We start from the raw sequence: 24,653 nt of genomic DNA on the forward strand, positions 1-24,653 counted from the left end.
TGGTTACAGTGACGCTTTAAGTTGCTGAACAAACTCGTGTAGTTTGGGAAAAGTAGCGGGACGACTTAATTTGTAGAGTGGTATACTGTCCGCAACCAAGCTACTTTTTTCAAAATACTCCTTTAACAGTCTACCCGTCAGGAGTGAGTCTGGCAGGGGAAAGTGATTCAGAAACTCGATGGGCAACTGACTTTTTGCGACCGGTATGGGAGTATTTTCCGCTTGATCAGGCGGTTCGAGTACAAAAATCTGCTGTAAAGGCACGGCGGTTTCGGCGAAAGAAACCGATTCGTGCCACGAAAATTTCGTCAATCCCTCACGAACGGGCGCCAGATTTGTTTTATCCAAATTCAGCCCATCAACAGCATTCTGCCAGAGTTTAATCTGCGAAAAAGCAGGAATGATCATCGGGCGTTGACCCTCGCTTAACCGAATACAAACCATATCGTCACTCAACACCGGTATACCCGTTTGGGCAAACGCAGCCACCGTAGTCGATTTTCCGGCGCCGGGCTGACCCAGGAAAACAACGCCTTTATCGTTCAACTGGATGGCACTTCCGTGAAGCAAAAAATAGCCTTTCTGAAACAGAATCAACCCAATTGCCTCACTCAGCGTGAACAGAGCGAGTAAGTCTTCATCCGTCTGCTCCGTATCCAGAATGAGCTCGTTGCCACCCACAGCCATGAATGTCATAAGGGGAGACCAGTCCAGCCAGAAGCACTCCGAGTCGTTCTGAGCGAAACGCGCGTTCAAACCGCTTCGATACACTTTTGTCGGCTCCAGTGGAGGGCTTACAGGCACATGACCTCGTTTGATAGTTAGATCGACTGCCGTTGCCGGTACCTCTTTAAGATACGGAAGTGCAATTTCGGAACCAATGGTCAGCCCAAAGGCAGTGTAATAAGTAAAGCTCACTTCCATTCCAGAATAGGCTGAAATACCTGGGTCGTCTGCTCACCAAGAATGACGGTACCGTTGTAAGTAACCCAGGCATGCGCTGAAAATTCCTGCGCAGTACTTTTGTGCACGCCAATGTGTATACGAACACCCGAATGCTTTCGTAATAGCCATTTTGCACTAAGTGCCTGCACAAGGCAAGTAAAGCCCAGCGGGATTCGGTTGCTTACGACCCGAATGGCCCACACGGTCGTTTGAAGAGTATACTCATCGGGTGTTATTTGTGCAACTGTACGTTGATCGACTTTCTTTATTAAATAACGAAAAGGCACCATAAGCAGCTGCCCCTTGTAGATAGTAAGTATCCCCAACGCCTTGCACAATAATACAATTTGTTGCCAGCTTACTGCTATCAGTTTCGCTAAACTAGATGGCCGTTTCGATGAGTTTTTCATGTAGCATTGATTCCAGAAACGACATTAACTCATTTTGGCAAACTGCTTCTTCGACATCAAACGCATCGAGTAACTTTTCTCTGATCTCACCAACAGAAATGGATTTCTGATCCTGAAGTAGCGACCAGATAAAGCCGCCAATCTCATTGAGTTCGTAGTAATTGCCAAGTTCATAATTCAAAACAATGGTTTCATTACCAAGAACAGACGAAGATTGGCCAGGTGCCCGCTGGATTCGAGTGGTCGGTGTAATGGTCATAGCGATATCTCTGTATAGACTGAAAGCCAACAAAAATAACTTAATTCACCTAATAAGTGACAAAATAATTTCCAGCCAATTTGGGCCCTTTCAGGAGTTGGAGGTTCCTTTTGCTCACTTAATAACAGACCAGTCACGCGTAAACGGAAAGAGCCACGGCATGTGCCGTGGCTCTTTTTGCTGGTGCGAACTAATATGTAAATTACAAAATCAATCCGCTCCGGCGCAGCATCGCTTTGGGTGATGGTTCACGACCCCGGAATTTTTTGTACAGCTCCATCGGTTTCTCGCTCCCGCCTTTTTCCAGTACGTTTTTACGGAAGCTATCAGCTGCCGCTTTATTCTCCAATCCGCCCTTTTCTTTGAAGAATTCGAACGCATCGGCATCCAATACTTCACTCCATTTATAGCTATAATAACCCGCCGAATACCCACCCGCGAAGATGTGCGAGAATGCCGGACTAAAGGCGACACCCTCAACGCGGGGAAATAAATTGGCAACCGAATCGACTCTGTTTTCGACCTGCGAAATCGTTTCACCCGTCGGCTTCTGACCGTGATAATACATATCGACCAGCCCAAGGCGTACCTGACGCAGATTGGCTAACCCTGCCAGGAAGTTCTGGCTCGCCCGAATTTTTTCGATCAACTCGTTTGGAATGACTTCACCCGTCTGGTAGTGCTTGGCGAACAGTTTAAGTGCTTCCGGATCGTAGCACCAGTTTTCCATAACCTGCGAAGGCAACTCAACGAAATCGCGGGGAACGCTCGTTCCGCTCAAGCTTTCATACGTTCCGTTAGCCAACATACCGTGCAGACCATGCCCAAACTCATGAAACAATGTGGTCACTTCATAAAATGTCAGCAACGACGGTTTCGTGTCGGTGGGGCGAGTGAAATTGCACACATTGACGATATGCGGACGAATGTTCTGGCCATTCTCGATTTTCTGTCCCTGAATATCGTTCATCCAGGCACCACTCCGCTTCCCATCGCGGGGAAAGTAATCGCCGTAGAACACCGCTACAAACTTCCCGTCCTTATCAAATACATCGAAGGTTTTCACTTCCGGGTTATAAATCGGAATATCCTTACGCTCCTTGAAGGTGATACCATACAGCTTGTTTGCAACCGTAAATACGCCGTTCAGCACGTTTTCGAGTTTGAAATAGGGCTTCAGCGTCTCGTCGTCAAGGTCATATTTCTCTTTCTTCAGTTTTTCGGCGTAGTAGCTATTGTCCCAGCTTTGGAGTTTATCCTCCGTGAATCCGTTCGCTTTGGCATACGTTGTCAGCTCCGCTAACTGGCGTTCGGCAGCCGGGCGGGCATACGTTACCAGCTCGTCCAGGAAGCTCTGCACCTTGTCTTTCGAGCCAGCCATACTTTCTTCAAGCACAAAGTCGGCGTGGGTTTTATAACCGAGCAGATTTGCCCGCTCGTAGCGCAGGTTTACGATTTTATTGATGATGGCTGAGTTGTCGTTCTTGTCACCGTGAAAGCCACGTCCGTTATACGCCAGAAAGAGTTTCTTACGCAGGTCACGGTTGTTGGCATATTGCATGAACGGTCCGTAGCTCGGTGCCTGTAACGTGAAGAGCCAACCTTCTTTGCCCTTCTGTTTCGCGGTGGCCTTGGCGGCTTCACGCGCAAAATCGGGCAAACCGGCCAGGTCTTTCTCGTCCGTCACGACCATCGTGTATTCGTTGGTTTCGTTCAGCACGTTCTCGCCGAACTGGAGCGACAATTGCGACAATTCTTTATCGATGGCCCGTAGCCGCTCTTTACCGTTCGCATCCAGATTGGCACCATTGCGCGCGAAGCGTTTGTAGGCTTTCTCCAGCAGCATGGCACTTTCGGGATCAAGTTTCAGACCAGCCCGCTGATCATAAACAGCTTTCACTCTGGTAAATAGCTTATCGTTCAGGGTAATGTCGTTCCCGTATTCGCTCAGGAGTGGCGACGCTTCTTTGACGATTTTTTGCAGTTCGGGGGTCGTTTCAGCACTGTTCAAGTTGAACAATACGGATGTTACCTTACCCAATAGATCACCCGACTGTTCGAGCGCTACAATCGTGTTGGCGAATGTTGGTTTAGCCGCATTATTGACAATCGCGTCAACGTCTTTACGGCCCTGCGCCAGTCCTTCTTTCAGGGCGGGCATGTAATCGTCGTTTTTGATCTTATCGAACGGGGCCGTTTGGTGAGGTGTTGTGTACGGCGCTAAAAATGGGTTCTGGGTCATTTTAGATTTCTGGGTTGACGCCGGAGTCGCGGGCGACTGGGCGAGCGCAGTCGTGGCAACAATGGCTAGTAATCCGCCCGTTTTAAGGAGCTGTCGATGGAGTAACATACAATTTTAGGGTATGAGTTTCCTGGAAAAATACGAAATAAAGACAGTGTTAGCAATCAACCGTTGCATATGCGGTCATATATAAGGCTGAACGGCAGGTACTGATTGGGTCGGCATCCAGCTCTATTATTCCACCATTCCCGCTTTACTTTTAAGCCAAAACTGATCAGACATAAAAAAACAGCCGGTCGTATTGACCGGCTGCTCTTCACTCGTCTCTCTCTAAATTAGTACCCTCTGGGATAACCGCCCCGCTCGTTTCCGTAGCCATTGCCATAGCCCCGCCCACGGCTGGCCGACCGGTCGTAAGGGCGCATCCGTTCGATCACCCGGTCCCGTTGCGCTGGATTAAGCACCGCCATCATGTCAAAAAACTCCCGTTGCCGCGCCTGTCGGAAAAAATCGCGCTGACGTGGATCACGTGCATTGATGGTATTGGTTTGCTGCTCGAACCGCTCCCGAATCCGACGAATCTCCCGCTCCTGCCGACGCGACAGATTCAGTTCGCGGTCCCACCAGTCCAGATGACGATCGAACTGATAATCATCGTAATCGTAGTTATAATTGGGTTGACCGTACCCCGGCTGACCGTACCCCTGCTGTTGTTGTGGGTAGTTTCCGTTGGGGGGCGGTGATGGGTAGCCATACCGTTGCGCCAATACATTGGTGGAGAGTAGAACGACCAGCGTAGCGGCCGTCATCAGGACTTTTTTCATGGTTGATGTTTTTCAGGTTGTATTTGGCTCTTTGAACAACCAGCCATGAATTGGTTTAATTTAATCTCAAAAAAAGTATACAGAGCGAAAAAGTGAATGAATGAGCGCATCGATCACTCAACCACTCATTCACTCTTTCGCGTAATCACTCAATAGGTATAGTCTATCGGATCTTTCTGCGCTTCTAATTGCAATACCCGCTCGTACTTCGACCGGTCGAACTCGCCCTCGTTGTTGGCAATAAACAGGGTAGCCACCGTATTGCCGATTATGTTGGTAATGGATCGGGCTTCGGACATGAACCGGTCAACACCGAGCAGTAACGCCAGTCCTTCAACGGGAATCACTTTGATGGCCGTCAATGTGCTCGCCAGTACAATAAATCCGCTGCCGGTTACTCCCGCAGCCCCTTTCGAGGTCACCATCAAAATGCCGATTATGGTTAGCTCCTGACCCAGCGTCAGATCGACACCGAAAACCTGCGCCAGAAATACGGTTGCCATCACCAGGTATATCGTCGTACCATCCAGATTAAACGAATACCCCGCCGGAACCACAAGTCCCACCACGGAACGCGAACAGCCCAGCGTTTCGAGTTTGTCCATGATCTGCGGCAAAGCTGACTCCGACGACGACGTTCCTAGCACGATCAGCAGTTCTTCTTTGATGAACTTCAGCACCGCCCACAAACTGATCTTGTAGTAGCGCAGAATCAGGTTCAGGATGACAAAAACGAACAGGAACATGGTGGCATAGACCGTGCCCATCAGCTTGGCCAGGGGCAACAACGTGCTCAAGCCGAACTTGCCGATCGTGAAGGCCATACCCCCAAATGCACCCAACGGAGCCAGCACCATAACCACACTCAGGATATTGAAAAATACCTTCGAGAGCCGCTCGAAGGTCTGGATCAGTGGCTTTCCCACATCACCCATTCGGGCCAGACCGACGCCAAACAGGATCGAAAAAACCAATACTTGTATAATATCGCCGTCAGCGAAGGCTTTGATCGCATTGCTCGGTACGATGTGCAGAAAAAATTCCGTCCAGTCCATACCGGCTCCCTGCTCGGTGTATTTGCTGATATCACCGCCCTTGACGGCCGCGGTCTGAACGCCATCGCCGGGCCGGATAATATTGGCCAGCAGCAGACCGATTGCCAGGGCACCCGTTGTTACGACTTCGAAGTATAATAGCGCCTTTCCACCGACCCGGCCAACTTTTTTCAGATCGCCCATATTACTGATACCCAGCACGATGGTCAGGAATATAATGGGCGCAATAACCATCTTGATCAGGTTGATGAAGAGGTCGCCGATGGGTTTGAGCTTGGCGGCTGTTTCGGGAAAGAAGTAGCCCGTCAGGATGCCGAGGGTAATGGCAATCAGGACACGAACAGTGAGGTTATTGAGAAGACGCACAGAACAGCAGGTTGTAGTTTATAGATTAGTATGGCCGAATGAGACACAACAAACCACAAACTACAACCTTTTTTTCAAACGGCCTTGATCGGAAAAAGCTGATGCTTGATTTCCCGTATGCGGTCGTTAAAATCGACATTTGGATAGTTTACGTTCGGCAGCAGGGTAGCCTGAAGGTATTCCATCACAACGGGGTCATGCTGAATGCGCTTGCCCGTCAGTACGCTGATGTATTTCGATGTCATCCAGAGTACGTTTTTGAGGTGCGTCTTGGCGTCGTCGGTCATCACGAATTCCGTCACGAGCGTGTCTTCGTTAAAGTAGATCAGCCGGGACCTGATGCGTATCCACTCGCTGACCATGGCGGGGCGTATGTAGGCGATCTGGTGCTGATAAACGACCCAACTCGTTTTCAATTCCCGAAACATCTGCCCCGGATTGAAGTCATAAAGGGTAGCGACCTGATCTTCGCGGGCGTTGAAATAATAATCGAAATACTTTGAGTTGTTGAGGTGTTGCAGCGGGTCGCAGTCCTGAAAGCGGATGATTACCCGTGTTTCGGTTTCTGTCGGGTACGTACGGTTGGGGTCGCGGTGAAACATAACTGGCCGTGAATTTAGAGGGTGACGCCGATTTTAAGTATTTTACTGGATACGGCCTCTTTTTGTTCCGAAGAAAATCCGGCACCTACAGGAATTGGCCCAATCCAGCCGGGTTACCAGCACCGTTCAGACTTTTTATTCCCGATTTGCGTTAGTACAACAAGTTCATTTCTCCTTCTAATTACCGGACATCTATGAAAATCATACGCACCCTGTTACCCGTCCTTGTTCTGCTACTTAGTCTATCGGCCTTTGCGCCAGCCGACAATCCCGATGCGGTTGTTGGCACCTGGCTCAACGGCACAAAAAAAGGACACGTTCAGATTTATAAGCAGGGCGGCACCTATTTCGGTAAGCTCATCTGGATCAGCGAACCCAACGATCCGGCTACGGGTAAACCCAAAACGGACATCCGCAACGCCGATGCGTCCAAACGGAACCGCCAGCTGATGAATCTGCCCCTGATGTACAACTTCAAGTTCAATGGCGACAACGTCTGGACCGACGGGAAGATCTACAACCCCGAAGACGGCAAAGAATACAACTGTAAGATGACGCTCAAAGATCCAAACACCCTCGACGTTCGCGGGTACGTAGGCATCTCGCTCCTGGGCAAAACCCAGACCTGGACACGAATCAAATAAGGTCAGTTTTTGCGGTCCGCCGGTCCATCCTACCCGTGGCCCGACGGACCGTATCTAGTACCACCCCGGCTGCAACGACGGTTCGGCTTTTGCACAAGTTCATAAACCTATGTCAACCCTCATTATCGGTGCCGGACCAGCGGGGCTGGCGATGGCCGGGCAACTTGCCCAGCTCAATCAGCCGTTCACGGTGCTCGAAGCCAGCGAATACATTGGGTTTGCTTGGCGAAATCACTACGACCGGCTGCATCTGCACACCGTTAAAGCGTACTCCCAGTTACCGCATTTCCCCTACCCGGCCAGTTACCCGACCTACGTTACGCGCTTACAGGTTGTCGAGTATCTGGAACGCTACGCTGAACAGTTCAACATTCGGCCACTCTTCAATCAAAAGGTTACCGCTATAAGCCGCAACGCAGACGGAACATGGCAGGTCCAGACCGAAACAGATAGCTTCACGGCAGAACGGGTTGTTGTCGCCACGGGTTACAATCGCATCCCGAACGTACCGGAGCTGCCCGGTCAACGCAATTTTCGGGGCATCATCTGGCATAGTCACGAATACCGCAATGGCGCTCCCTTCCGCGACGAAAACGCACTGGTCGTAGGCATGGGCAATACGGGAGCAGAACTGGCACTGGACCTGCTGGAGCACGGAGCACATCCGTTCATTTCGGTACGCGGACCGGTCAACATCATCCGGCGCGATGTGTTCGGGAAACCAGCACAACCAATGGCCATTTTTTTGAGTAAATTCCCGAACTGGTTCTATGATTTTGTGGCGGGCCTGTCGCAGAAATTCAGCGTAGGCGACGTGTCGGTGTATGGGTTGGGCAAACCGGCTCACCCTCCTTCCTATGACACCCGACGCGGTAAAATACCGGTGATCGACATCGGCACCCTCGACCAGATCAAAGCCGGCAGGATTACGGTCGTTCCGGGTATTGACCGGCTTAACGCCAAAACCGTAACGTTTACCGACGGACGCGAACTGCCGTTCGATGTTATTATTCTGGCAACGGGCTATAGACCGGGACTCACTTCATTTCTGAACCCGACGCTGACTGCGCGTATTCTAAACGACAACGGCTACCCTAAACACCTCTGGTTCAACGAGGATGCACTGCGCGGTCTTTATTTTCTGGGTTATACTACTCCGTTGACCGGCATCATTTATAACCTCACGATTGATTCGGATCGAATCGCCCGGCATATTGCCCAAAACAATTTTGTCTCGGCATAGTTCTATTAGTGTAATCACGATGATTGCGGAGTATCATTCTATTCTACGTTATAAACACTACGATCATGAACGAGACAACACTAAAAGGAGGCTGGAACGAACTAAAAGGTAAAATCAAACAAGCCTACGGTGAGTTAACCGACGACGACCTGACGTACGCGGAAGGGAAGGAAGACGAAATGTGGGGTAAACTCCAGCAGAAAACAGGTAAGACGAAAGACGAAATAAATAAATCCGTTGCTGATCTTTAATCAATAACGGTCAGCTCAGTGAAAAGCCGGAACCGACAGGTTCCGGCTTTTTTTGTCCCCCTCGGTCCTAATATGAAGGCTAGCTTGTTGAGGTATACCCTACCGTTCTTACAAAAATTGTTAAAAACCACTCGGAGCCATTGACTTAACCGGGAAGCCTGTGTAACTATACGAGTAGTTTCTATTCCTGACTTAATCGTATAGTTTATGCACACCTTCTCTAGTCAATACGGACGAGTTGTATCGACGCGCGCCTGCCGTGGTATACTTGTCATCGCCTTTCTGATCGGCAGTTACCTGCCCATTCTGGCTCAGGATAAGCCAGTGGCCAGCGCCCTGCCTGAGGGCATCACTAAGGTTGCGTCGGTCGAAGGCATCACCGAATACCAGCTCAAAAACGGGTTGCGTGTTCTGCTCTTCCCGGATCCTTCCAAAGCAACGATTACGGTTAATATCACCTACATGGTCGGTTCACGGCACGAGGGTCTGGGCGAAACGGGTATGGCCCATCTGCTGGAACATATGGTCTTCAAAGGCTCAACGAAGCACAAGAATGTACCGCAGGAACTAACCGAACATGGTTCCTGGCCGAACGGGACCACCTGGTATGACCGCACCAATTATTTCGAGACGTTTTCCGCAACGGATGATAACCTAAAATGGGCGCTTGACCTGGAGTCGGACCGAATGGTGAACAGCTTCATCAAGAAAGAAGACCTGGAAACCGAATTCACCGTTGTCCGGAATGAGTTTGAGATGGGCGAGAACTCACCGCAGTACGTGCTCATGGAACGGGTGCTGTCGTCGGCGTATTTGTGGCACAACTATGGCAAATCGACCATCGGTTCGAAAGAAGACATTGAACGGGTTCCCATCGATAACCTGAAAGCATTTTACCAGAAGTATTACCAGCCCGACAATGCTATTCTGCTAGTGGCCGGAAAGTTGGATGAGGTCAAAACCTTGGCATTGGTCGATCAGTATTTCAGCCCCATCCCGAAACCTACCCGCGTGCTCAAACAACCATATACGGTTGAGCCAACGCAGGATGGCGAGCGAGTGGTGACACTCAAGCGGGTGGGCGACACCCAGGGCGTTGCGGCTGCCTACCACACCCCCGCCGGAACGCATCCCGACTATCCGGTACTGGATGTGCTGATGGACGTACTGACCAACGAGCCTTCCGGCCGACTCTACAAAGCGCTGGTCGAGAACAAAAAAGCGGCCTTTCAGTATGGCTGGACACCCGCCCTTCATGATCCGGGCTTTGCCTATTTCTACGCCGAAGTGCGCAAGGAAAACTCGCTGGATTCGGCCCGAACGGTCATGATGAGCACGCTGGATGGCATCACCGGCAAAGCCCCTACGGCAGACGAAGTTGAGCGGGCCAAGACCAAGATCCTGAGCGGTATCGAACTCATGTTCAAGCAGGTAGATCGCGTAGGACTGCAACTGAGTGAGTATATGGCAGCGGGTGACTGGCGGCTGGTTTTTCTGTACCGTGACGCCATCCGGAAGGTGACACCTGCCGATGTGCAGCGCGTCGCTCAGGCCTACCTAAAACCCTCCAACCGAACCGTTGGCCTGTTCGTACCTGACCAGAAACCCGACCGGGCTGAAATTACGGCTGCGCCGGACATTATGAGTCTCGTCAAGGATTATAAGGGTGAGCAGATGGTGGCGGCTGGTGAAGCCTTTGACGCATCGCCGGCCAATATCGACAGCCGCACCAAACGTGGGCAGGAAGCAAACGGGCTGAAATATGCGCTGCTGCCCAAAAGTACGCGGGGCAATTCGGTGAACGTACGCATCCAATTGCGAATGGGCGACGAAACAAGCCTGGTCAATAAAATGACGGTTTCCGGTTTCACGGCATCGATGCTCGAACGCGGTACAAAGACCCGGAGCTATCAGCAGATCAAGGACGAGCTGGACAAATTGAAAGCCCGCGCCTATGTGTATCCATCCGGTCAGAGTGTAGTGGCCAGCATCGAGACGTCGAAAGAGAATCTGCCCGCCGTACTAAAAATCGTGACTGATTACCTGCGCAATCCAACCTTCCCTGAAGCCGAATTCAATAAGCTGAAGGAAGAGAGACTAGCGCAGATCGAGTCGCAGAAGCAGGAGCCGCAGGCGATTGCCTACAACGTGGCCGAACGAACCATGAACCCCTACCCCAAAGGACACGTCTGGTACACGAAGACGTTTGACGAAGAAATCGACGAGATCAAGAAACTGACCGTCGATGAGGTTCGCCAGTTTTACAAAGACTTTTATGGAGCGCAAAACGCCGTTGTGTCCGTTGTCGGTGCTTTTGACGAGCCAACTATCCGAACGGCGCTGAAAAACGATCTGGGCAAGTGGAAAGCCGCGAAACCCTTCTCACGCGTGCCGCTCCAGCTCTTTGCCGATCTGAAAAACAAAACGGAGTCGATTCAAACCAGCGACAAGGCCAATGCTATGCTAGTGACCGGCATGAAGTTTCCGATGCGCGACGATGACCCCGATTATGCGGCTCTGTACATGGCAAATTACATCCTGGGCGACGGGTTTCTAAACTCCCGGCTGGCAACCCGAATCCGGCAAAAGGAAGGGGTCAGTTATGGCGTTGGTTCGTACGTATACGCCGATGATAATGACAAGGTGGCCAACTTTGGCTCGTATGCGATCTACAACCCCGAAAACTCGGACCGGCTGGAAAAAGCGTATCGGGAAGAAGTTGACAAACTCGTTAAGGAGGGCATAACAGCCGATGAGCTGAAAGCTGCCAAAACTGCCGTGTTGCAGAACAACCAGGTCGAACGGTCGCAGGATGGGGTGTTGACCCAAAAACTAGGGCAGTACCTTACCAGAGCTGAAGGCCGGACATTTGCCTACGATGCCGAACTAGAAAAGCGAATTCAGGCGCTGACGCCCGAACAGGTGAATGCGACCGTGAAGAAATACATCGATTACTCAAAACTGACGATCGTGAAAGCCGGTGATTTCGAAAACGCAGCAAAAAAAGCCGCCGAGAAAGCCAAAACACAACCGGCTTCATCCATTGGCGGGGGTGACAAAAATTAGGTCAGTTTCAACCCGCATGGTTAGTTTGTGCGGGTCGAATAACCACTCATCCATTTATTTACGAAACCGTGTAGAAAGCATTGACATAATCAAAAAGACGCTGTATTTATACCACTATTTTTTGAATGTCTACTTAATCCTATTTTTTTATGCGTATGAATACGCTTACCAAACGGGCTCAGCGAAGCATACTGGCGGCTACCGTACTGGCTGGCAGTCTGACGATCGCGTCGGCCCAGACTAAAACAACGGCAGTGGCTCTTCCCGAAGGCGTCACGAAAGGTGCTTCCGTCGAAGGCATCACCGAATACAACCTAAAGAACGGTCTGAAAGTATTGCTCTTCCCAGATGCATCGAAGCCAACCGTCACCGTCAATATTACCTATCTGGTGGGATCGCGCCACGAAGGACTCGGCGAAACCGGCATGGCTCACCTGTTGGAGCATATGGTCTTCAAAGGCTCGACAAAGCACACCAACATCCCGGAGGAACTGACTTCTCACGGTGCACGGCCCAACGGCACAACCTGGCTCGACCGGACCAACTACTTCGAAACGTTTGCGGCAACGGACGAAAACCTGAAATGGGCGCTCGATCTGGAAGCCGACCGGATGGTGCATTCGTTTATCAAGAAGAGTGATCTCGAAACCGAGTTTTCGGTCGTGCGTAACGAGTTCGAGATGCGCGAGAATTCACCTCAGAACGTCTTGAACGAACGCGTGGTGTCGTCGGCTTTTTTGTGGCACAATTACGGCAAATCGACCATTGGCAACCGTTCCGATCTGGAAAAAGTCCCCATCGAAAACCTTCAGGCGTTTTACAAAAAATACTATCAGCCCGACAATGCCGTGCTGGTTGTAGCCGGGAAGATCGATGAAGCCAAAACCCTGCAACTCGTCAACGAGTATTTCAGCCCGATTCCAAAACCAACCCGGATTCTTCAGCCAACTTATAGCGTTGAGCCAACGCAGGACGGTGAGCGCGAAGTAACGCTCCGGCGCGTAGGCGATACGAAAGTAGTATCGGCATTGTACCACATCATGCCCAGCTCGCATCCGGATTATCCGACGATGGATGTACTAACCGAAGTCCTCACGGATGAACCCAGCGGACGGTTATACAAGGCCCTGATCGAAACGAAGAAAGCATCACAGGAATATGGCTATTCGTTTATGACCAAAGACCCTGGCTATGTGTACTTTGCGGCCGAACTGCTGAAGGAAAAATCGCTCGATGACGCCCGAAAGTCCCTGCTTGGTACACTCGATTCGGTGTCGATCAAAGCGCCAACGAAAGACGAAGTCGATCGCGCCAGAGCGAAGCTGCTGAAAGACCTTGAAGTGAGCTTCAAAGACGTTGAACGCCTGGGTCGTACACTGAGCGAATACATCGCTACGGGCGACTGGCGGCTCGGTTTCCTTTACCGGGATGCCCTCGAAAAGGTTACACCAGCCGACGTACAGCGCGTAGCCAGCTTCTACCTCAAACCCTCGAATCGCACCGTTGGCGAATTCATTCCAGAACCGAAACCAGAACGGGTTGACGTACCGGATGCGCCGGATGTCGATGCACTGGTAAAAAACTACAAAGGTCGGGCTGCTATCGCCAGCGGTGAAGCCTTCGACCCCTCCCCGGCCAACATCGACGGGCGGACCCGCCGGATCGAGCAACCCAACACGATCGAGCTGGCCCTGTTGCCGAAGTCGACCCGTGGTAATGAAGTAAACGCCCGCCTGACTTTCCGCTACGGCGATCAGAAAAGTCTGATGAACAAGAGCGCCGTTTCGGTATTCACAGCGTCTATTCTCGACAAAGGCACCACGACCCGGACCCGTCAGCAGATCAAGGATGAGCTGGACAAACTGAAAGCGCAGGTCAACGTATTTGGTGGCGGCAATCAGGTCAATGTGATCGTAAAAACGACGAAGGAAAATCTCCCGGCAGTGATGCGCATCGTAGGCGATATGCTGAAACACCCGGCCTTCGATGCCAACGAATTCGAAAAACTGAAACAGGAGCAACTGGCCCAAATTGAAGCACAACGTTCAGAGCCACAGTCACTGGCGTTCACGGCGTTCCAGCGGCAGATGAATCCGTATCCCAAAGAAGACATTCGGTACGTCTCGACGCCTGATGAAGATATAGCGGATGTAAAAGCGCTTAAGCTCGATGATCTGAAGCAGTTCCACAAGGATTTTTACGGGGCCCAGAACGCAACGGTGGCTGTCGTTGGTGACTTCGACGAAGCACCAATCCGCAAAGTTGTTATGGATGAATTGGGAACCTGGAAAGCGAAAAAGCCTTTCAGTCGGCTGGTAACGCCCTTCAACGATATCAAGCCAGCACCACAAACCATCGAAGCGCCGGATAAAGCCAATGCGTTTCTGGTCGCGGGCGTTAATATTCCCCTGCGCGACGATGATCCGGATTACCCGGCGCTGGTGATGGGCAACTATATTCTGGGCGGTGGCTTCCTGAACTCGCGACTGGCCGTTCGTATTCGGCAGAAAGAAGGCATCAGCTACGGCGTTGGTTCGCAATTGCAGGCGAACCCGCTCGACAAATCGGGTATGTTCATGACCTACGCTATTTACAACCCAGAAAACGCCGAGCGGCTGACGAAGGCTTTCCGCGAGGAGCTGGATAAGGTCGTAAAGGATGGCTTTACCGCCGAAGAACTAGCCTCCGCCAAGTCGGGCTATCTGCAATCGCGGATGGTTGGCCGGGCGCAGGACCCCGGTCTGGCTGGTACGCTCAACAACTACCTGTACCTGAATCGGACGATGGCGTGGGATGCTGATTTTGAGAAGAAGATCGCGGCATTAACCGCCGATCAAATAAACGCAGCCATGAAAAAACACATCGACCCTGCCAAAATTTCGATCATTCAGGCGGGCGATTTTGCGAAAGCAGCAAAAAAGCTTTCGGATAAGCAACCCGCTTCGTCGGTAAGCAGCGGACAGAAAAACTAGTAAGACCAAACGGTCGGCCCCGCGGGATTTTTGTGATTTAATTGACTGATTTTGACTTTTCCTAGTACTTCGGTGAAGTGTACTTCCTAAGAAAAATCAGATTAATCAGTAGAATCGCAAAAATCCCGTTTTTCTTTATGGAATTTAACTATAAATATCGTCATATACCTAAACTTGTCGTTAATCATGAAAAAGCTTCTTCTTTTAGCAGGCTTTAGTCTATTCGGGATACGTGGCTGGTCGCAGGTAAGCGTGGTATTGCTGCGTGACACAACGCGATTAAATCTGTCACCGTCTACGCTGGCGAAGACATATCCACCTGCTCTCGATCGTATGACTTTCTATTCGGGAGTTTCTTCAAAAATAACGGGTGCCTTCAGCAGCAACAAAACCAAGCTATTCTTCGACACCCTCAACACTAGAAATCAGCAGTTTTATACGTTTATCGAGCGCAACAAAAAAAAGTTACCTATACTTGGCGTCCTGTTACAAACTATAGAATTTATCCGACCCGATGGTACGTATGAACAGGTCTTTTGCTCATTTACAGGTCAAAAATTGACCGACGAACAGGAAGGGCAATTGCTCCTGCTACTAACTGACTGGTATAAGCGTCCATTTCCAATCAAGACCCAAACCGGTTTCACCTGGAACAGCATGAATACGCTGGGGAATGTCCCGCCGAAACGTACGGTTCGGCGGGGTGCGGGCATCATCAGTACGTTGGAAGCCGCCGAAAAAACTACCCGCCCCGATACGGTCAAAATGCTGGCCTTCAACCAGCTCGATCTGCTCACCATACCAGAGGTTGTATACCGCTTCCCGAAACTGGAAGAGCTGGATTTGTCGAAGAATAGTCTGCATGAATTACCCGCCCGGCTGACTGCCGCTATTCCTACCCTGAAACGATTGAGTGTACTCTATAATACTATTCCCGACGATAGTGTGTTTATCACTCGAAACAAACACCTAGTTGCCCTGAATTTGCAGGGCAATAAACTGACCCGCACTCCCCGATCGATAGGTCAGAACCGGCGGCTGGAGAGCTTATGGCTTGGCAATAATAAACTGACTGAATTAGATACTAAACTGATCCGTCGGCTGCGTCGCCTAACGGATCTAAACCTGTACAACGCGGGGCTAACCCAACTACCCAAAACTATCGGCAAACTGAAACGTGTTCGAGTTATTGATCTGTATTACAACAAATTAACCGAACTGCCGCGCCAGCTGACCCGCATGAAACGACTGGAACAACTAGCCGTTTCGCACAATGATCTTAAGGAACTCCCGGCTTCGCTGGCAAAACTCCGCCGACTGCAAGTCATTTATGCGCATCATAATCGCATCAGCCAGTTGCCCGATACCTTCCAGAAAATGAAGTATTTGACCATCCTAGATCTGGGATATAACTGGTTTTCGGTGGCTCCGGCAGTGCTGGCATCAATCCCTTCTCTGGAAGAACTGGACCTGAGCAACAATAACTTACAGGAGCTGCCCCGCTCCCTGGGCGAATCAAGGCAACTCCGAAAGCTTTACCTGCGCTCAAATCCATTATCGCGTGACAATGTTAAAGCCGGGCCTTATGCGCCCCTCATTCAGCAACTAGAAGCAAACCAGACGGAGGTATTTTATTGAGGTTCCGGTTCAGCGCACACCTTGATGCTCGTTTTGGGAATGTGCTTTTGTCATACCAAATAAAATTTTGCTTAGAATCTTCATAATCAATCACAGATAACGCAAAAAAAAGTACGGATAAAGAAGAAAATGGTTTCTTACCTGTGTTATTTAGCGTCAAGAAGTCCGTTTTATGCAAGCCATTTCTCCGTCCGTTTCCCCTACACCCAACCGCGTAACGCTTTGGTCCGCTTTACTTTCGGTTTATATTCTCTGGGGTTCTACGTACCTGTTCATTCACTTCATGACCGAGCGAATGCCGCCCCTTTACATGGCGGCTACGCGGTACATTGTGGCCGGTACACTCCTGTACAGCTATGCTCGGCTGACCGGAACGCCCCGTGCTACCCGAGTGGAATGGAAATCGGCTGGCCTTGTGGGCGTTTTGCTTCTGACCATATCCAATGGTTGTCTTACGCTTGGCATTCAGTACATTCCAACGGGTATGGCGGCTTTACTGGGCGGCATGCTGCCCGTTTTTCTGTTGACGCTCAACTGGGTATCGTTCGGTCGGCAGCGTCCGAGTAATCTGGCGCTGGCAGGATTGCTGGTCGGTTTGGCAGGTATTTACTTTCTCGTCAAACCCGACAAAATGCAGGGAACGGGCGGAATGCACGCGAATCTGGTTGGCTCGAGTCTGGTCGTATTCGGTAATTTCGCCTGGGCAATCGGTACGTTATTAGCGCCACGGGTATCACTTCCATCGGGTACGATTTCGAGCGGCATTCAGATGATCGTTGGTGGAGTCGTTCTGTTGCTGATCAGTTTGGCGGTAGAACCCGTTACGCCCTGGAGTATCGTAGTGGCCCCGCCCAAAGCCATCTGGTCCATGTTGTATCTGGTCATCTTCGGTAGCATCGTGGGCTTCTCCTCCTACGCCTGGCTGGCTCGTAATGCACCGCCCCAACTCCTGTCTACGTACGCTTTTGTTAACCCCGTAGTCGCGATGCTGCTGGGTACGTTCTTCGCGGGGGAAGTTTTTTCGAGTCAGTCGCTTATCGGAGCCATAATTGCGCTGGCGGGTGTCGTCCTGATTACGCTAGGCAGAAAATAATCGATCATAACTATGCGCACTGTAGCTATTCTGCTTTTCAACGAGATCGAAGTACTGGATTTTGCCGGTCCGTTCGAGGTATTCGGTGTTGCCGGAAAAGTATCGGGCAAACCGCATTTTCAGGTGTTTACCGTTGCTGAACAGGGGCCGGTTTATGCCCGAAATGGTTTGTGCATAACGCCCACGTATCTGCTGAACGATCACCCCAAAGCCGACATCATTATTGTGCCGGGCGGGGGTGGTTTTCACGCCGACCGTACTCCCTTCGGCTCGCGACGGGAACTGGAAAATCCCGCGATACTGAACTGGATTCGTCGCTCGGCAGAAACGGCAGAGCTAGTATTATCCGTCTGTACAGGTTCGTTGCTACTAGCCAAAGCGGGTTTGCTGGAATCGCGATCGGCCACAACGCATTATCTGGCCATCGACAGCCTCGCGCAACTGGCTCCAACCACCACTATCTTACCCAACGAACGCTACGTTGATAACGGTACAATCATCACGTCAGCGGGTATTTCGGCAGGAATTGATATGTCGCTGTACACACTCAGCAAACTCCTTGGTAAAGACGTGGCTGACGAAACCGCACGCTACATGCAGTACGATTACTGGCACTAAAATCGGGCGTAAACTAGATGCGTACTGCGGGTTTTAACCCGTAGGTTGGTTTAGAAACGGGTTAAAACCCGTTACATTTCTGATCGGGTACTGCCCACGGAGCCAGCTCTGATTGCTTAGACAGGTGGTGGACTGATACTGGTCCAGCCCCCGTCAACCACCAGACTCTGCCCGGTGATGTGTCTCGATGCCGGCGAAACCAGAAACAGAGCCGCATTGGCAATATCCTCGACGGTAGCCGGGCGACCCATGGGCGTGATGCGTGACCAGATTGGGATGTACGTCGGATCGTCTAATGTGCGTTCGGTTAGGGTTGCGCCGGGCGCAATGGCATTGACGGTAATTCCAAGGGGTGAAAAGTCGATTACCAATTGTTTCGCCAGCATTTCCAATCCCGCTTTGGTCATACTGTAAACGGGCAGACCCGGATGCGCCTGGTGACCAACCACCGACGACATAAACAGCACGCTCCCGCCTTTTCTCTGCTCCCGCATCTGGCTGGCTGCAGCCTGAGCCAGGAAAAAACTACCCCGCAGGTTGACATTCACAATCTGCTGAAATGCGTCGGGTGTCGTCGTAAAAATATCGCCAAAAACGGTGATACCGGCGTTGGCAATGGCAATGTCAACCGACCCAAATAAATCGACAGCCGCCCTGACCATCTGTCTGATAAAATCCACATCGGATACATCGCCGGGATACGCCTGACAGTTCCCTCCCGCCTGTCGTATGGTTTCGGCGGCTTTGTGAGCTAAGGCTTCATCATAATCGTTGAGCAGTATAGTGGCACCCTGCCGGGCCAGCGCCTGCGCAATGGCAAAACCAATTCCCTGCCCAGCCCCCGTGATAAGCGCGGTTTGGTTTGTAAAATCTGCGTTCATAGCGTCGATTGCGGGCGAATTAATTCGCCCGTTATTGGAATTAAAAACGTGATCACATCACCTTCGGTTTCAACTTCCGTCAGCGGGCGAATTAATTCGCCCGCTAGGAGAAACAGAAATCGTGATTCTGGTAACCTCCGAATTGATTCGGAGGTTACCAGAATCACGGTGAATCAGCGTATTGAGCAAATAGCTGTAATTCGTCCAGCAATACTTTTTGCGTGTGGTGCTGTTCCTGATTGAAAATATACCGTGTTACTCTCAGTACGTGCTGCGGGCTGACCGAAATGGCCCCGTAACCGTCCTGCCAGACGAATAGTCCCTCCAGCTTATTGGATTGATTTAGCCAGCGGGCCGACTCTCCCTTAATTCGTTTCCCAACATCAGCGATGGATTGCGTCGATCTGAGGGCAACCAGGCAATGGACATGATCGGCTACCCCATTGATTATCCGGATATCGATATTGTTTTTAACCGCTTCCTCACGAATATGAGCGAACAACGCATAACGAGCAGCCGGAAATAAAACGGGCTCACGGTACTTCGTTGTCCAGATCAGATGGACATAAAGGGCGATGTAATTGCTCATGGCTATTGGACGGTTGCAGGTGCCATCGGTTTCTAATAGGGGGCGGATTAATTCGCCCCCTAACGGAACAAAAGGAAACCAAAAGTGATGCAATCACGTGGTCAATTCCCTTAGCGGGCGAATTAATTCGCCCGCTAAGGGAATTGAAAGCACGGCCCATGCTTTAATGCGAATCGCGCTTCACCTCACTGCCAGAGCCGCCCCGCAAGAAGTCAAAGTCGGCTCCTTCGTGTGCCTGCGTAACATGGCGAATGTACAGATTTACGTAGCCCCGTTCGTAGCCCAGATCGATCGGTTTGAAATGAACAAGTCGCCCGGCTAATTCTTCATCAGATACATGTAAATGTAGGCTTCGGTTATCGACGTCGAGTGTGATCAGATCACCATTCTGAACAAGTGCCAGATTACCGCCAACGGCTGCTTCGGGCGAAATGTGTAAAACGACCGTACCGAAGCCCGTGCCACTCATGCGCCCATCCGAAATGCGAACCATGTCGTGAACACCCAACGCCAGAATTTTGGCCGGTAGCTGCATATTACCCACTTCAGGCATTCCCGGATAGCCTTTTGGACCCACATTCTTCAGCACCAGCACACAGCTTGGATCAACGTCCAGGTCGGGATCATCGATGCGGGCTTTGTAATCATCGATATTCTCGAAAACCACCGCCCGGCCCGTGTGCTGCATCAGACTCGGCGACGCAGCCGAGGGCTTTATAACGGCCCCATTCAGGCAGAGGTTTCCCCGCAAAACCGCCACCCCCGATTCGGGTTTGAACGCGGTGGCTACCGTTGCGATCACGTCCGGATCATAACATTGCGCATCGGCGCAGTTGTCGCCAATGGTTCGCCCATTGATCGTGAGCGCGTCATTGTGCAGATAATCCCGAAGCTCGCGAATTACGGCGGGTAATCCACCGGCATAGAACAGGTCCTCGACAAAGTGCTCACCGGACGGTTGCAGGTTGGTCAGCAGCGGAATTTTGGCCGATAACGTATCGAAATCATCCAACGACAAGTCGACACCAACCCGTCCGGCGATAGCGGTCAAGTGAAGGATAAAATTAGTAGAACCGCCCAACGCGGCATTGATCATAATGGCATTTTCAAACGCCTGGCGGGTCAGAATTTTCGATGGCGTAATGCCCTCCCGCGCCAGTTCGACCGCGCGCATTCCGGTCAGATGCGCCAGCACTTTCCGGCGCGAATCGGCGGCTGGGATAGTGGCGTTATCCGGCAAGGCCAGCCCGAGCGATTCGACCATGGCCGCCATTGTCGAAGCCGTACCCATCACGGCGCAGTGTCCCTGCGAACGGGCCATGCTGGCTTCGGCAGCCACAAATTCGGATTGGCTCATCTCACCCATTTTATAGGATTCGGCAAACCGCCACAGGTCGCTGGTCCCGATCTTGCGTCCCTGAAAACGTCCGGCCAGCATCGGCCCACCCGACACGACGAGCGTTGGAATATCGACACTACACGCGCCCATCACCAGTGAAGGCGTTGTTTTGTCGCAGCCACACATCAGAATGACCGCATCAATCGAGTTGCCGCGAATACTTTCCTCAACGTCCATACTGGCGAGATTGCGAAACAACATCGCCGTCGGTTTGATCTGGCATTCGCCGAGCGACATAACGGGGAACTCCAACGGGAAACCGCCTGCCTCCCAGACCCCACGTTTAATGGCTTCGGCCAATTCGCGGAAGTGCGCGTTGCAGGGCGTCAACTCCGACCAGGTATTACAAATGCCAATAACGGGCTTTCCCTCAAACTCATGATGCGGAAACCCCTGATTTTTCATCCAGGCGCGGTAAATAAAGCCGTCTTTACCGGTGCGGCCAAACCAATCTCGAGAACGTAGTGGCATTTTTCTGTAAGCAGGTGGCAAAAGCCAGTGACTTGTTGATACGTAGTAAAAAAAGACCCTAAATGGCATAATCTACCAGTCACAAGCCTTTGTTCATGTATTATTTTAAGGTAGTGATTTTCAGTTGGTTTCGGTTCTATCCGGGCGCAAATAAATTTTGCACACCACTCGCTCCGCGTTAAAATATTGACAATCAACAAACTAAAAATTAGTCTATCAGCGTTGTAGACTCAGTACCATCACAAATGAGTTTTGTTAAAACGAGTTGGATTATCTTTATTGATGGCCGTTGTTCGCCCGGCTGTCACGGTCGCTGCGAAGTTCACCGCCCACACAATTCCCAATCTCAAACCATCCGAAATCAGTGGTGTCATTCAGTCCGGCCTGAATAGGCTAACACCATCCGGGCTCATGCGATCCGATGCAACCCGGTCGGATATGACCCGAACAAACGCTAAATCGGCGCTGCTGTCTTCGTCATTGGCAGCCCCGGACCTTCCGCTGCTGGATGTTGATTTTTGCGGAGAATGCCTGCCTCTCGATCAGATCGACGTTGTTGACTGCTGGAAACACGTGTTTACGCTTTTTCGTAGCCACGCCAGTGATTTGGGAAATATTCGGCAGCGGGCAGATGCGTTCTTTCCGATCATCGACCCGATTCTGGAGAAATACGATATTCCCGATGACTTCCGCTACGTACCACTCGCCGAAAGTGCGCTCCGACCCAAAGCAATCTCGCGGGCTGGTGCAGCTGGTTACTGGCAGCTGATGCCGGCCACCGCCCGCTCATTAGGGTTACGGGTCAGCGGGCGCACCGATGAGCGGTTCAACGTTCAGAAAGCAACCGATGCTGCTTGTCGCTACCTTCGGAAACTGTATGATCAACTGGGTTCCTGGTCGCTGGTAGCCGCTGCCTACAATGCAGGGCCCGGTCTGATGAAGAATCAATTAAAGCGCTACGAACACCGCGATTACTACCGGATGAGCCTCCCTCGAGAAACCAAATACTACCTGTATCGGGTGTTGCTTTATAAAGAATTACTGTCTCGGCCCAACGATTACTCATCGTTTTTAGCGCCTGCCCCTCAGACAGCCTACCGATTTCAGCCGATTGCGTTAACGCAGCAACCCGGTTAGAGTTAGGTTGTACTGACTGATATAAGAGAAGGTCTGCTACTCAGCGGGCCTTCTCTTTTGTTGTCTTACCCCGCTCTGCCAGTCACTGAAATTCGTTTGCCGGACAAGTTTCGTACTGCGAATTGATTCCTCACTAACTGCGGTAGGATGCGTAAAATGAAGCGAAGTCATCTACCTTTGCCGATCAGTTAGCGATCTTTTCTGCGGCTTGGTTTGGCCTATTTTGGCACACTTTGTGAGGCTAGCGCCTAAATTAAAACCCAAACCGCTCAAATCAGTTATTAGCATTATCAAATCAGTACTACTGTCAGCGCTTTAATGCAGTCAGACACCACCAATTCCGCAAGCAAGTCATCCAGCAAGCCCGTCGTTACCCGGCGACTGGACAAATTTTTCCTAAACCTGGCCGATGTAGCGGCTTTTGTCGGACGCTTTTTTCGGGAAGTGCTGGTTCCCCCCTACGAATTCAAGGAGATCATCCGGCAGTGCTACGAAGTGGGTTACCGGTCCTTATTGCTGATCTCAACAACGGGTTTCATCACGGGTATCGTTTTTACTAACCAGTCGCGACCGTCGCTCTCCGAGTTCGGGGCTACTTCGTGGCTACCTTCCCTGATTGCCATTGCGATCGTGCGCGCGTTAGGACCACTCGTAACGGCGTTGATTGCATCCGGTAAAGTTGGGTCCAGTATTGGTGCCGAGTTGGGCTCCATGAATGTAACCGAGCAGATCGACGCCATGGAAGTTTCGGGCACCAATCCATTCAAATTTCTGGTTGTCAGTCGCGTACTGGCTACGTCGATCACGATCCCGGTACTCACGATGTACACCATTTTCGTGGCGCTGCTTGGGGCCTATATTAACGTTAACTTAAACGAGCAGACTAGTTTCACCTCCTTTTTTCAGGAAGTATTCGGTGCTATATCGTACGTCGACATTTTCGCGTCCATCACCAAATCGATCGTGTTTGGCTTCACGATTGGGATGGTTGGCTGTTACAAAGGTTACCATTCGTCGAAGGGAACCGAGGGTGTCGGTAAAGCGGCCAACGCATCCGTTGTGACCGCCATGTTCCTCGTATTTATTGAAGAACTTCTGTCGCTTCAGATCATCGCGGCCCTACGGGGAAGCTGATAAACTGAGTGATTGTGCAAGTACCCAAATTACCTATTTACCCAATTACTAAATCAATGACACAACCAACCGATCCCATCATCAGCATCCACGACCTGAAAAAGTCGTTTGGAGATTTACACGTGCTGCGTGGGGTTGACCTGGATGTAAACCGGGGCGAAAATGTGGCTGTACTGGGGCGTTCCGGTACGGGTAAATCGGTGTTGATCAAAATTCTTGTGGGTCTTCTGAAGCCCGATTCCGGAACCGTTACCGTGCTTGGGCAGGACGTTGAACAATTACGCGGTCCGGAACTCGATCAGTTTCGGCAGAAGGTTGGGTTCTCCTTTCAGAGTAGCGCCTTGTATGATAGTATGAGCATCCGGGAAAATCTGGAATTTCCGCTGGTCCGGAACGTTCGTAACCTGACGCAGGGCGAGATCGATCGTGCGGTCGAGGAAGCACTGGCCGACGTAGGTTTGTCGCAAACAATCAACCAGATGCCTTCTGAGTTGTCGGGTGGCCAGCGCAAACGCATTGGCATCGCCCGAACGCTTATCCTGAAGCCCGAGATTATGCTTTACGATGAGCCAACGGCTGGCCTTGACCCGATCACGAGTGTCGAGATCAATAACCTGATCAATGAAGTACGGGAACGCTTCAAGGCTACGTCCATCATTATTACGCACGACCTGACCTGTGCCAAAACCACTGGCGATCGGGTAGCGATGCTACTGGATGGGCGTTTTGCGCGGGTTGGTCCTTTCGAAGAGGTTTTTGCCGACCCCGACGAACGAATCCAGCAGTTTTACAACTATAAATTTGTCAATTAACA

The 24,653-nt window shown here is 51.1% G+C and carries 21 protein-coding genes; 11 read left to right on the forward strand and 10 right to left on the reverse strand.

All coding sequences use genetic code 11. The features are described from left to right. Positions 1 to 3: 3 nt before the first annotated feature. From GK091_RS14935 to GK091_RS14965, 7 genes are all read right to left on the reverse strand, one after another. The gene (locus GK091_RS14935; protein ID WP_164039729.1) at positions 4 to 924 is read right to left on the reverse strand and encodes a phosphoenolpyruvate carboxykinase (ATP); all 921 of its coding nucleotides are present in this window, start codon (positions 922 to 924) and stop codon (positions 4 to 6) included. Next, positions 915 to 1,355: a lasso peptide biosynthesis B2 protein gene (locus GK091_RS14940; RefSeq protein ID WP_164039732.1), complete on the reverse strand. Its 441-nt coding sequence runs from the start codon at positions 1,353 to 1,355 to the stop codon at positions 915 to 917. The genes GK091_RS14935 and GK091_RS14940 overlap by 10 nt, the downstream gene beginning before the upstream one ends. Then, entirely contained in the window at positions 1,327 to 1,614 is a 288-nt protein-coding gene (locus tag GK091_RS14945) for a PqqD family peptide modification chaperone (RefSeq protein WP_164039738.1), read from the reverse strand. The genes GK091_RS14940 and GK091_RS14945 overlap by 29 nt, the downstream gene beginning before the upstream one ends. A gap of 202 nt (positions 1,615 to 1,816) precedes the next feature. Next, complete coding sequence (locus GK091_RS14950) at positions 1,817 to 3,964, reverse strand: M3 family metallopeptidase (protein WP_164039741.1); 2,148 nt, start codon at positions 3,962 to 3,964, stop codon at positions 1,817 to 1,819. Positions 3,965 to 4,191: 227 nt separating this feature from the next. Further along, a complete protein-coding gene (locus GK091_RS14955; protein ID WP_164039743.1) occupies positions 4,192 to 4,680 on the reverse strand; it encodes a hypothetical protein in 489 nt (162 codons plus the stop codon). A gap of 149 nt (positions 4,681 to 4,829) precedes the next feature. Then, positions 4,830 to 6,101, reverse strand: coding sequence for a dicarboxylate/amino acid:cation symporter (locus tag GK091_RS14960; RefSeq protein WP_164039746.1), 1,272 nt, complete (start codon positions 6,099 to 6,101; stop codon positions 4,830 to 4,832). A gap of 74 nt (positions 6,102 to 6,175) precedes the next feature. Next, the gene (locus GK091_RS14965; protein WP_164039749.1) at positions 6,176 to 6,703 is read right to left on the reverse strand and encodes an acyl-CoA thioesterase; all 528 of its coding nucleotides are present in this window, start codon (positions 6,701 to 6,703) and stop codon (positions 6,176 to 6,178) included. A 194-nt stretch (positions 6,704 to 6,897) separates the two neighbouring features. On the opposite strand from GK091_RS14965, the gene GK091_RS14970 reads away from it, so the two are divergent. From GK091_RS14970 to GK091_RS15005, 8 genes are all read left to right on the forward strand, one after another. Further along, the gene (locus tag GK091_RS14970; RefSeq protein ID WP_164039752.1) at positions 6,898 to 7,347 is read left to right on the forward strand and encodes a DUF2147 domain-containing protein; all 450 of its coding nucleotides are present in this window, start codon (positions 6,898 to 6,900) and stop codon (positions 7,345 to 7,347) included. A gap of 109 nt (positions 7,348 to 7,456) precedes the next feature. After that, a complete protein-coding gene (locus GK091_RS14975) occupies positions 7,457 to 8,590 on the forward strand; it encodes a flavin-containing monooxygenase (protein WP_164039756.1) in 1,134 nt (377 codons plus the stop codon). 65 nt (positions 8,591 to 8,655) lie between these two features. Beyond that, complete coding sequence (locus GK091_RS14980) at positions 8,656 to 8,841, forward strand: CsbD family protein (RefSeq protein ID WP_164039759.1); 186 nt, start codon at positions 8,656 to 8,658, stop codon at positions 8,839 to 8,841. Between the two features lie 207 nt (positions 8,842 to 9,048). Then, positions 9,049 to 11,907 carry a M16 family metallopeptidase gene (locus tag GK091_RS14985; protein ID WP_164039762.1) on the forward strand — a complete coding sequence of 953 codons (2,859 nt, stop codon included), beginning with the start codon at positions 9,049 to 9,051 and terminating at the stop codon, positions 11,905 to 11,907. 155 nt (positions 11,908 to 12,062) lie between these two features. Beyond that, entirely contained in the window at positions 12,063 to 14,879 is a 2,817-nt protein-coding gene (locus GK091_RS14990) for a M16 family metallopeptidase (protein WP_164039764.1), read from the forward strand. A 186-nt stretch (positions 14,880 to 15,065) separates the two neighbouring features. Continuing rightward, on the forward strand, positions 15,066 to 16,517 hold the full coding sequence (locus GK091_RS14995) for a leucine-rich repeat domain-containing protein (protein WP_164039767.1): 1,452 nt from the start codon (positions 15,066 to 15,068) through the stop codon (positions 16,515 to 16,517). Positions 16,518 to 16,689: 172 nt separating this feature from the next. Further along, positions 16,690 to 17,610 carry an EamA family transporter gene (locus tag GK091_RS15000; RefSeq protein WP_164039770.1) on the forward strand — a complete coding sequence of 307 codons (921 nt, stop codon included), beginning with the start codon at positions 16,690 to 16,692 and terminating at the stop codon, positions 17,608 to 17,610. 12 nt (positions 17,611 to 17,622) lie between these two features. Beyond that, positions 17,623 to 18,228: a DJ-1/PfpI family protein gene (locus GK091_RS15005; protein WP_164039775.1), complete on the forward strand. Its 606-nt coding sequence runs from the start codon at positions 17,623 to 17,625 to the stop codon at positions 18,226 to 18,228. 116 nt (positions 18,229 to 18,344) lie between these two features. Here the strand turns inward: GK091_RS15005 and GK091_RS15010 are convergent, their stop codons facing one another. From GK091_RS15010 to GK091_RS15020, 3 genes are all read right to left on the reverse strand, one after another. Beyond that, positions 18,345 to 19,109 (reverse strand): SDR family NAD(P)-dependent oxidoreductase, encoded by a 765-nt coding sequence (locus GK091_RS15010; protein WP_164039778.1) that lies wholly within the window; start codon positions 19,107 to 19,109, stop codon positions 18,345 to 18,347. Positions 19,110 to 19,272: 163 nt separating this feature from the next. Next, a complete protein-coding gene (tnpA, locus tag GK091_RS15015) occupies positions 19,273 to 19,698 on the reverse strand; it encodes an IS200/IS605 family transposase (RefSeq protein WP_164039781.1) in 426 nt (141 codons plus the stop codon). Positions 19,699 to 19,861: 163 nt separating this feature from the next. Beyond that, positions 19,862 to 21,568, reverse strand: coding sequence for an IlvD/Edd family dehydratase (locus GK091_RS15020; protein WP_164039785.1), 1,707 nt, complete (start codon positions 21,566 to 21,568; stop codon positions 19,862 to 19,864). A gap of 282 nt (positions 21,569 to 21,850) precedes the next feature. Between GK091_RS15020 and GK091_RS15025 the strand changes: the two genes are divergently transcribed. From GK091_RS15025 to GK091_RS15035, 3 genes are all read left to right on the forward strand, one after another. Continuing rightward, complete coding sequence (locus GK091_RS15025; RefSeq protein ID WP_164039788.1) at positions 21,851 to 22,705, forward strand: lytic transglycosylase domain-containing protein; 855 nt, start codon at positions 21,851 to 21,853, stop codon at positions 22,703 to 22,705. A gap of 318 nt (positions 22,706 to 23,023) precedes the next feature. Then, positions 23,024 to 23,839, forward strand: coding sequence for an MlaE family ABC transporter permease (locus tag GK091_RS15030; protein WP_164039791.1), 816 nt, complete (start codon positions 23,024 to 23,026; stop codon positions 23,837 to 23,839). Positions 23,840 to 23,895: 56 nt separating this feature from the next. After that, positions 23,896 to 24,651: an ABC transporter ATP-binding protein gene (locus GK091_RS15035; protein ID WP_164039794.1), complete on the forward strand. Its 756-nt coding sequence runs from the start codon at positions 23,896 to 23,898 to the stop codon at positions 24,649 to 24,651. The last annotated feature ends 2 nt before the right edge of the window (positions 24,652 to 24,653 follow it).

The organism is Spirosoma agri, assembly GCF_010747415.1.
GTDB classification, from domain to species: Bacteria; Bacteroidota; Bacteroidia; order Cytophagales; family Spirosomataceae; genus Spirosoma; species Spirosoma agri.

Bases quoted from the DNA above. Each gene is read 5' to 3' on its own strand.
- GK091_RS15020 (WP_164039785.1), bottom strand. From the start codon at position 21,568: ATGCCACTACGTTCTCGAGATTGGTTTGGCCGCACCGGTAAAGACGGC.
- GK091_RS14950 (WP_164039741.1), bottom strand. From the start codon at position 3,964: ATGTTACTCCATCGACAGCTCCTTAAAACGGGCGGATTACTAGCCATT.
- GK091_RS14995 (WP_164039767.1), top strand. From the start codon at position 15,066: ATGAAAAAGCTTCTTCTTTTAGCAGGCTTTAGTCTATTCGGGATACGT.
- GK091_RS14985 (WP_164039762.1), top strand. From the start codon at position 9,049: ATGCACACCTTCTCTAGTCAATACGGACGAGTTGTATCGACGCGCGCC.
- GK091_RS14945 (WP_164039738.1), bottom strand. From the start codon at position 1,614: ATGACCATTACACCGACCACTCGAATCCAGCGGGCACCTGGCCAATCT.
- GK091_RS15025 (WP_164039788.1), top strand. From the start codon at position 21,851: ATGGCCGTTGTTCGCCCGGCTGTCACGGTCGCTGCGAAGTTCACCGCC.
- GK091_RS14975 (WP_164039756.1), top strand. From the start codon at position 7,457: ATGTCAACCCTCATTATCGGTGCCGGACCAGCGGGGCTGGCGATGGCC.
- GK091_RS14935 (WP_164039729.1), bottom strand. From the start codon at position 924: ATGGAAGTGAGCTTTACTTATTACACTGCCTTTGGGCTGACCATTGGT.
- GK091_RS15005 (WP_164039775.1), top strand. From the start codon at position 17,623: ATGCGCACTGTAGCTATTCTGCTTTTCAACGAGATCGAAGTACTGGAT.
- GK091_RS14955 (WP_164039743.1), bottom strand. From the start codon at position 4,680: ATGAAAAAAGTCCTGATGACGGCCGCTACGCTGGTCGTTCTACTCTCC.
- GK091_RS14940 (WP_164039732.1), bottom strand. From the start codon at position 1,355: ATGAAAAACTCATCGAAACGGCCATCTAGTTTAGCGAAACTGATAGCA.
- GK091_RS14980 (WP_164039759.1), top strand. From the start codon at position 8,656: ATGAACGAGACAACACTAAAAGGAGGCTGGAACGAACTAAAAGGTAAA.
- GK091_RS14965 (WP_164039749.1), bottom strand. From the start codon at position 6,703: ATGTTTCACCGCGACCCCAACCGTACGTACCCGACAGAAACCGAAACA.
- GK091_RS15000 (WP_164039770.1), top strand. From the start codon at position 16,690: ATGCAAGCCATTTCTCCGTCCGTTTCCCCTACACCCAACCGCGTAACG.
- GK091_RS14990 (WP_164039764.1), top strand. From the start codon at position 12,063: ATGAATACGCTTACCAAACGGGCTCAGCGAAGCATACTGGCGGCTACC.
- GK091_RS15010 (WP_164039778.1), bottom strand. From the start codon at position 19,109: ATGAACGCAGATTTTACAAACCAAACCGCGCTTATCACGGGGGCTGGG.
- GK091_RS15035 (WP_164039794.1), top strand. From the start codon at position 23,896: ATGACACAACCAACCGATCCCATCATCAGCATCCACGACCTGAAAAAG.
- tnpA (WP_164039781.1), bottom strand. From the start codon at position 19,698: ATGAGCAATTACATCGCCCTTTATGTCCATCTGATCTGGACAACGAAG.
- GK091_RS14970 (WP_164039752.1), top strand. From the start codon at position 6,898: ATGAAAATCATACGCACCCTGTTACCCGTCCTTGTTCTGCTACTTAGT.
- GK091_RS15030 (WP_164039791.1), top strand. From the start codon at position 23,024: ATGCAGTCAGACACCACCAATTCCGCAAGCAAGTCATCCAGCAAGCCC.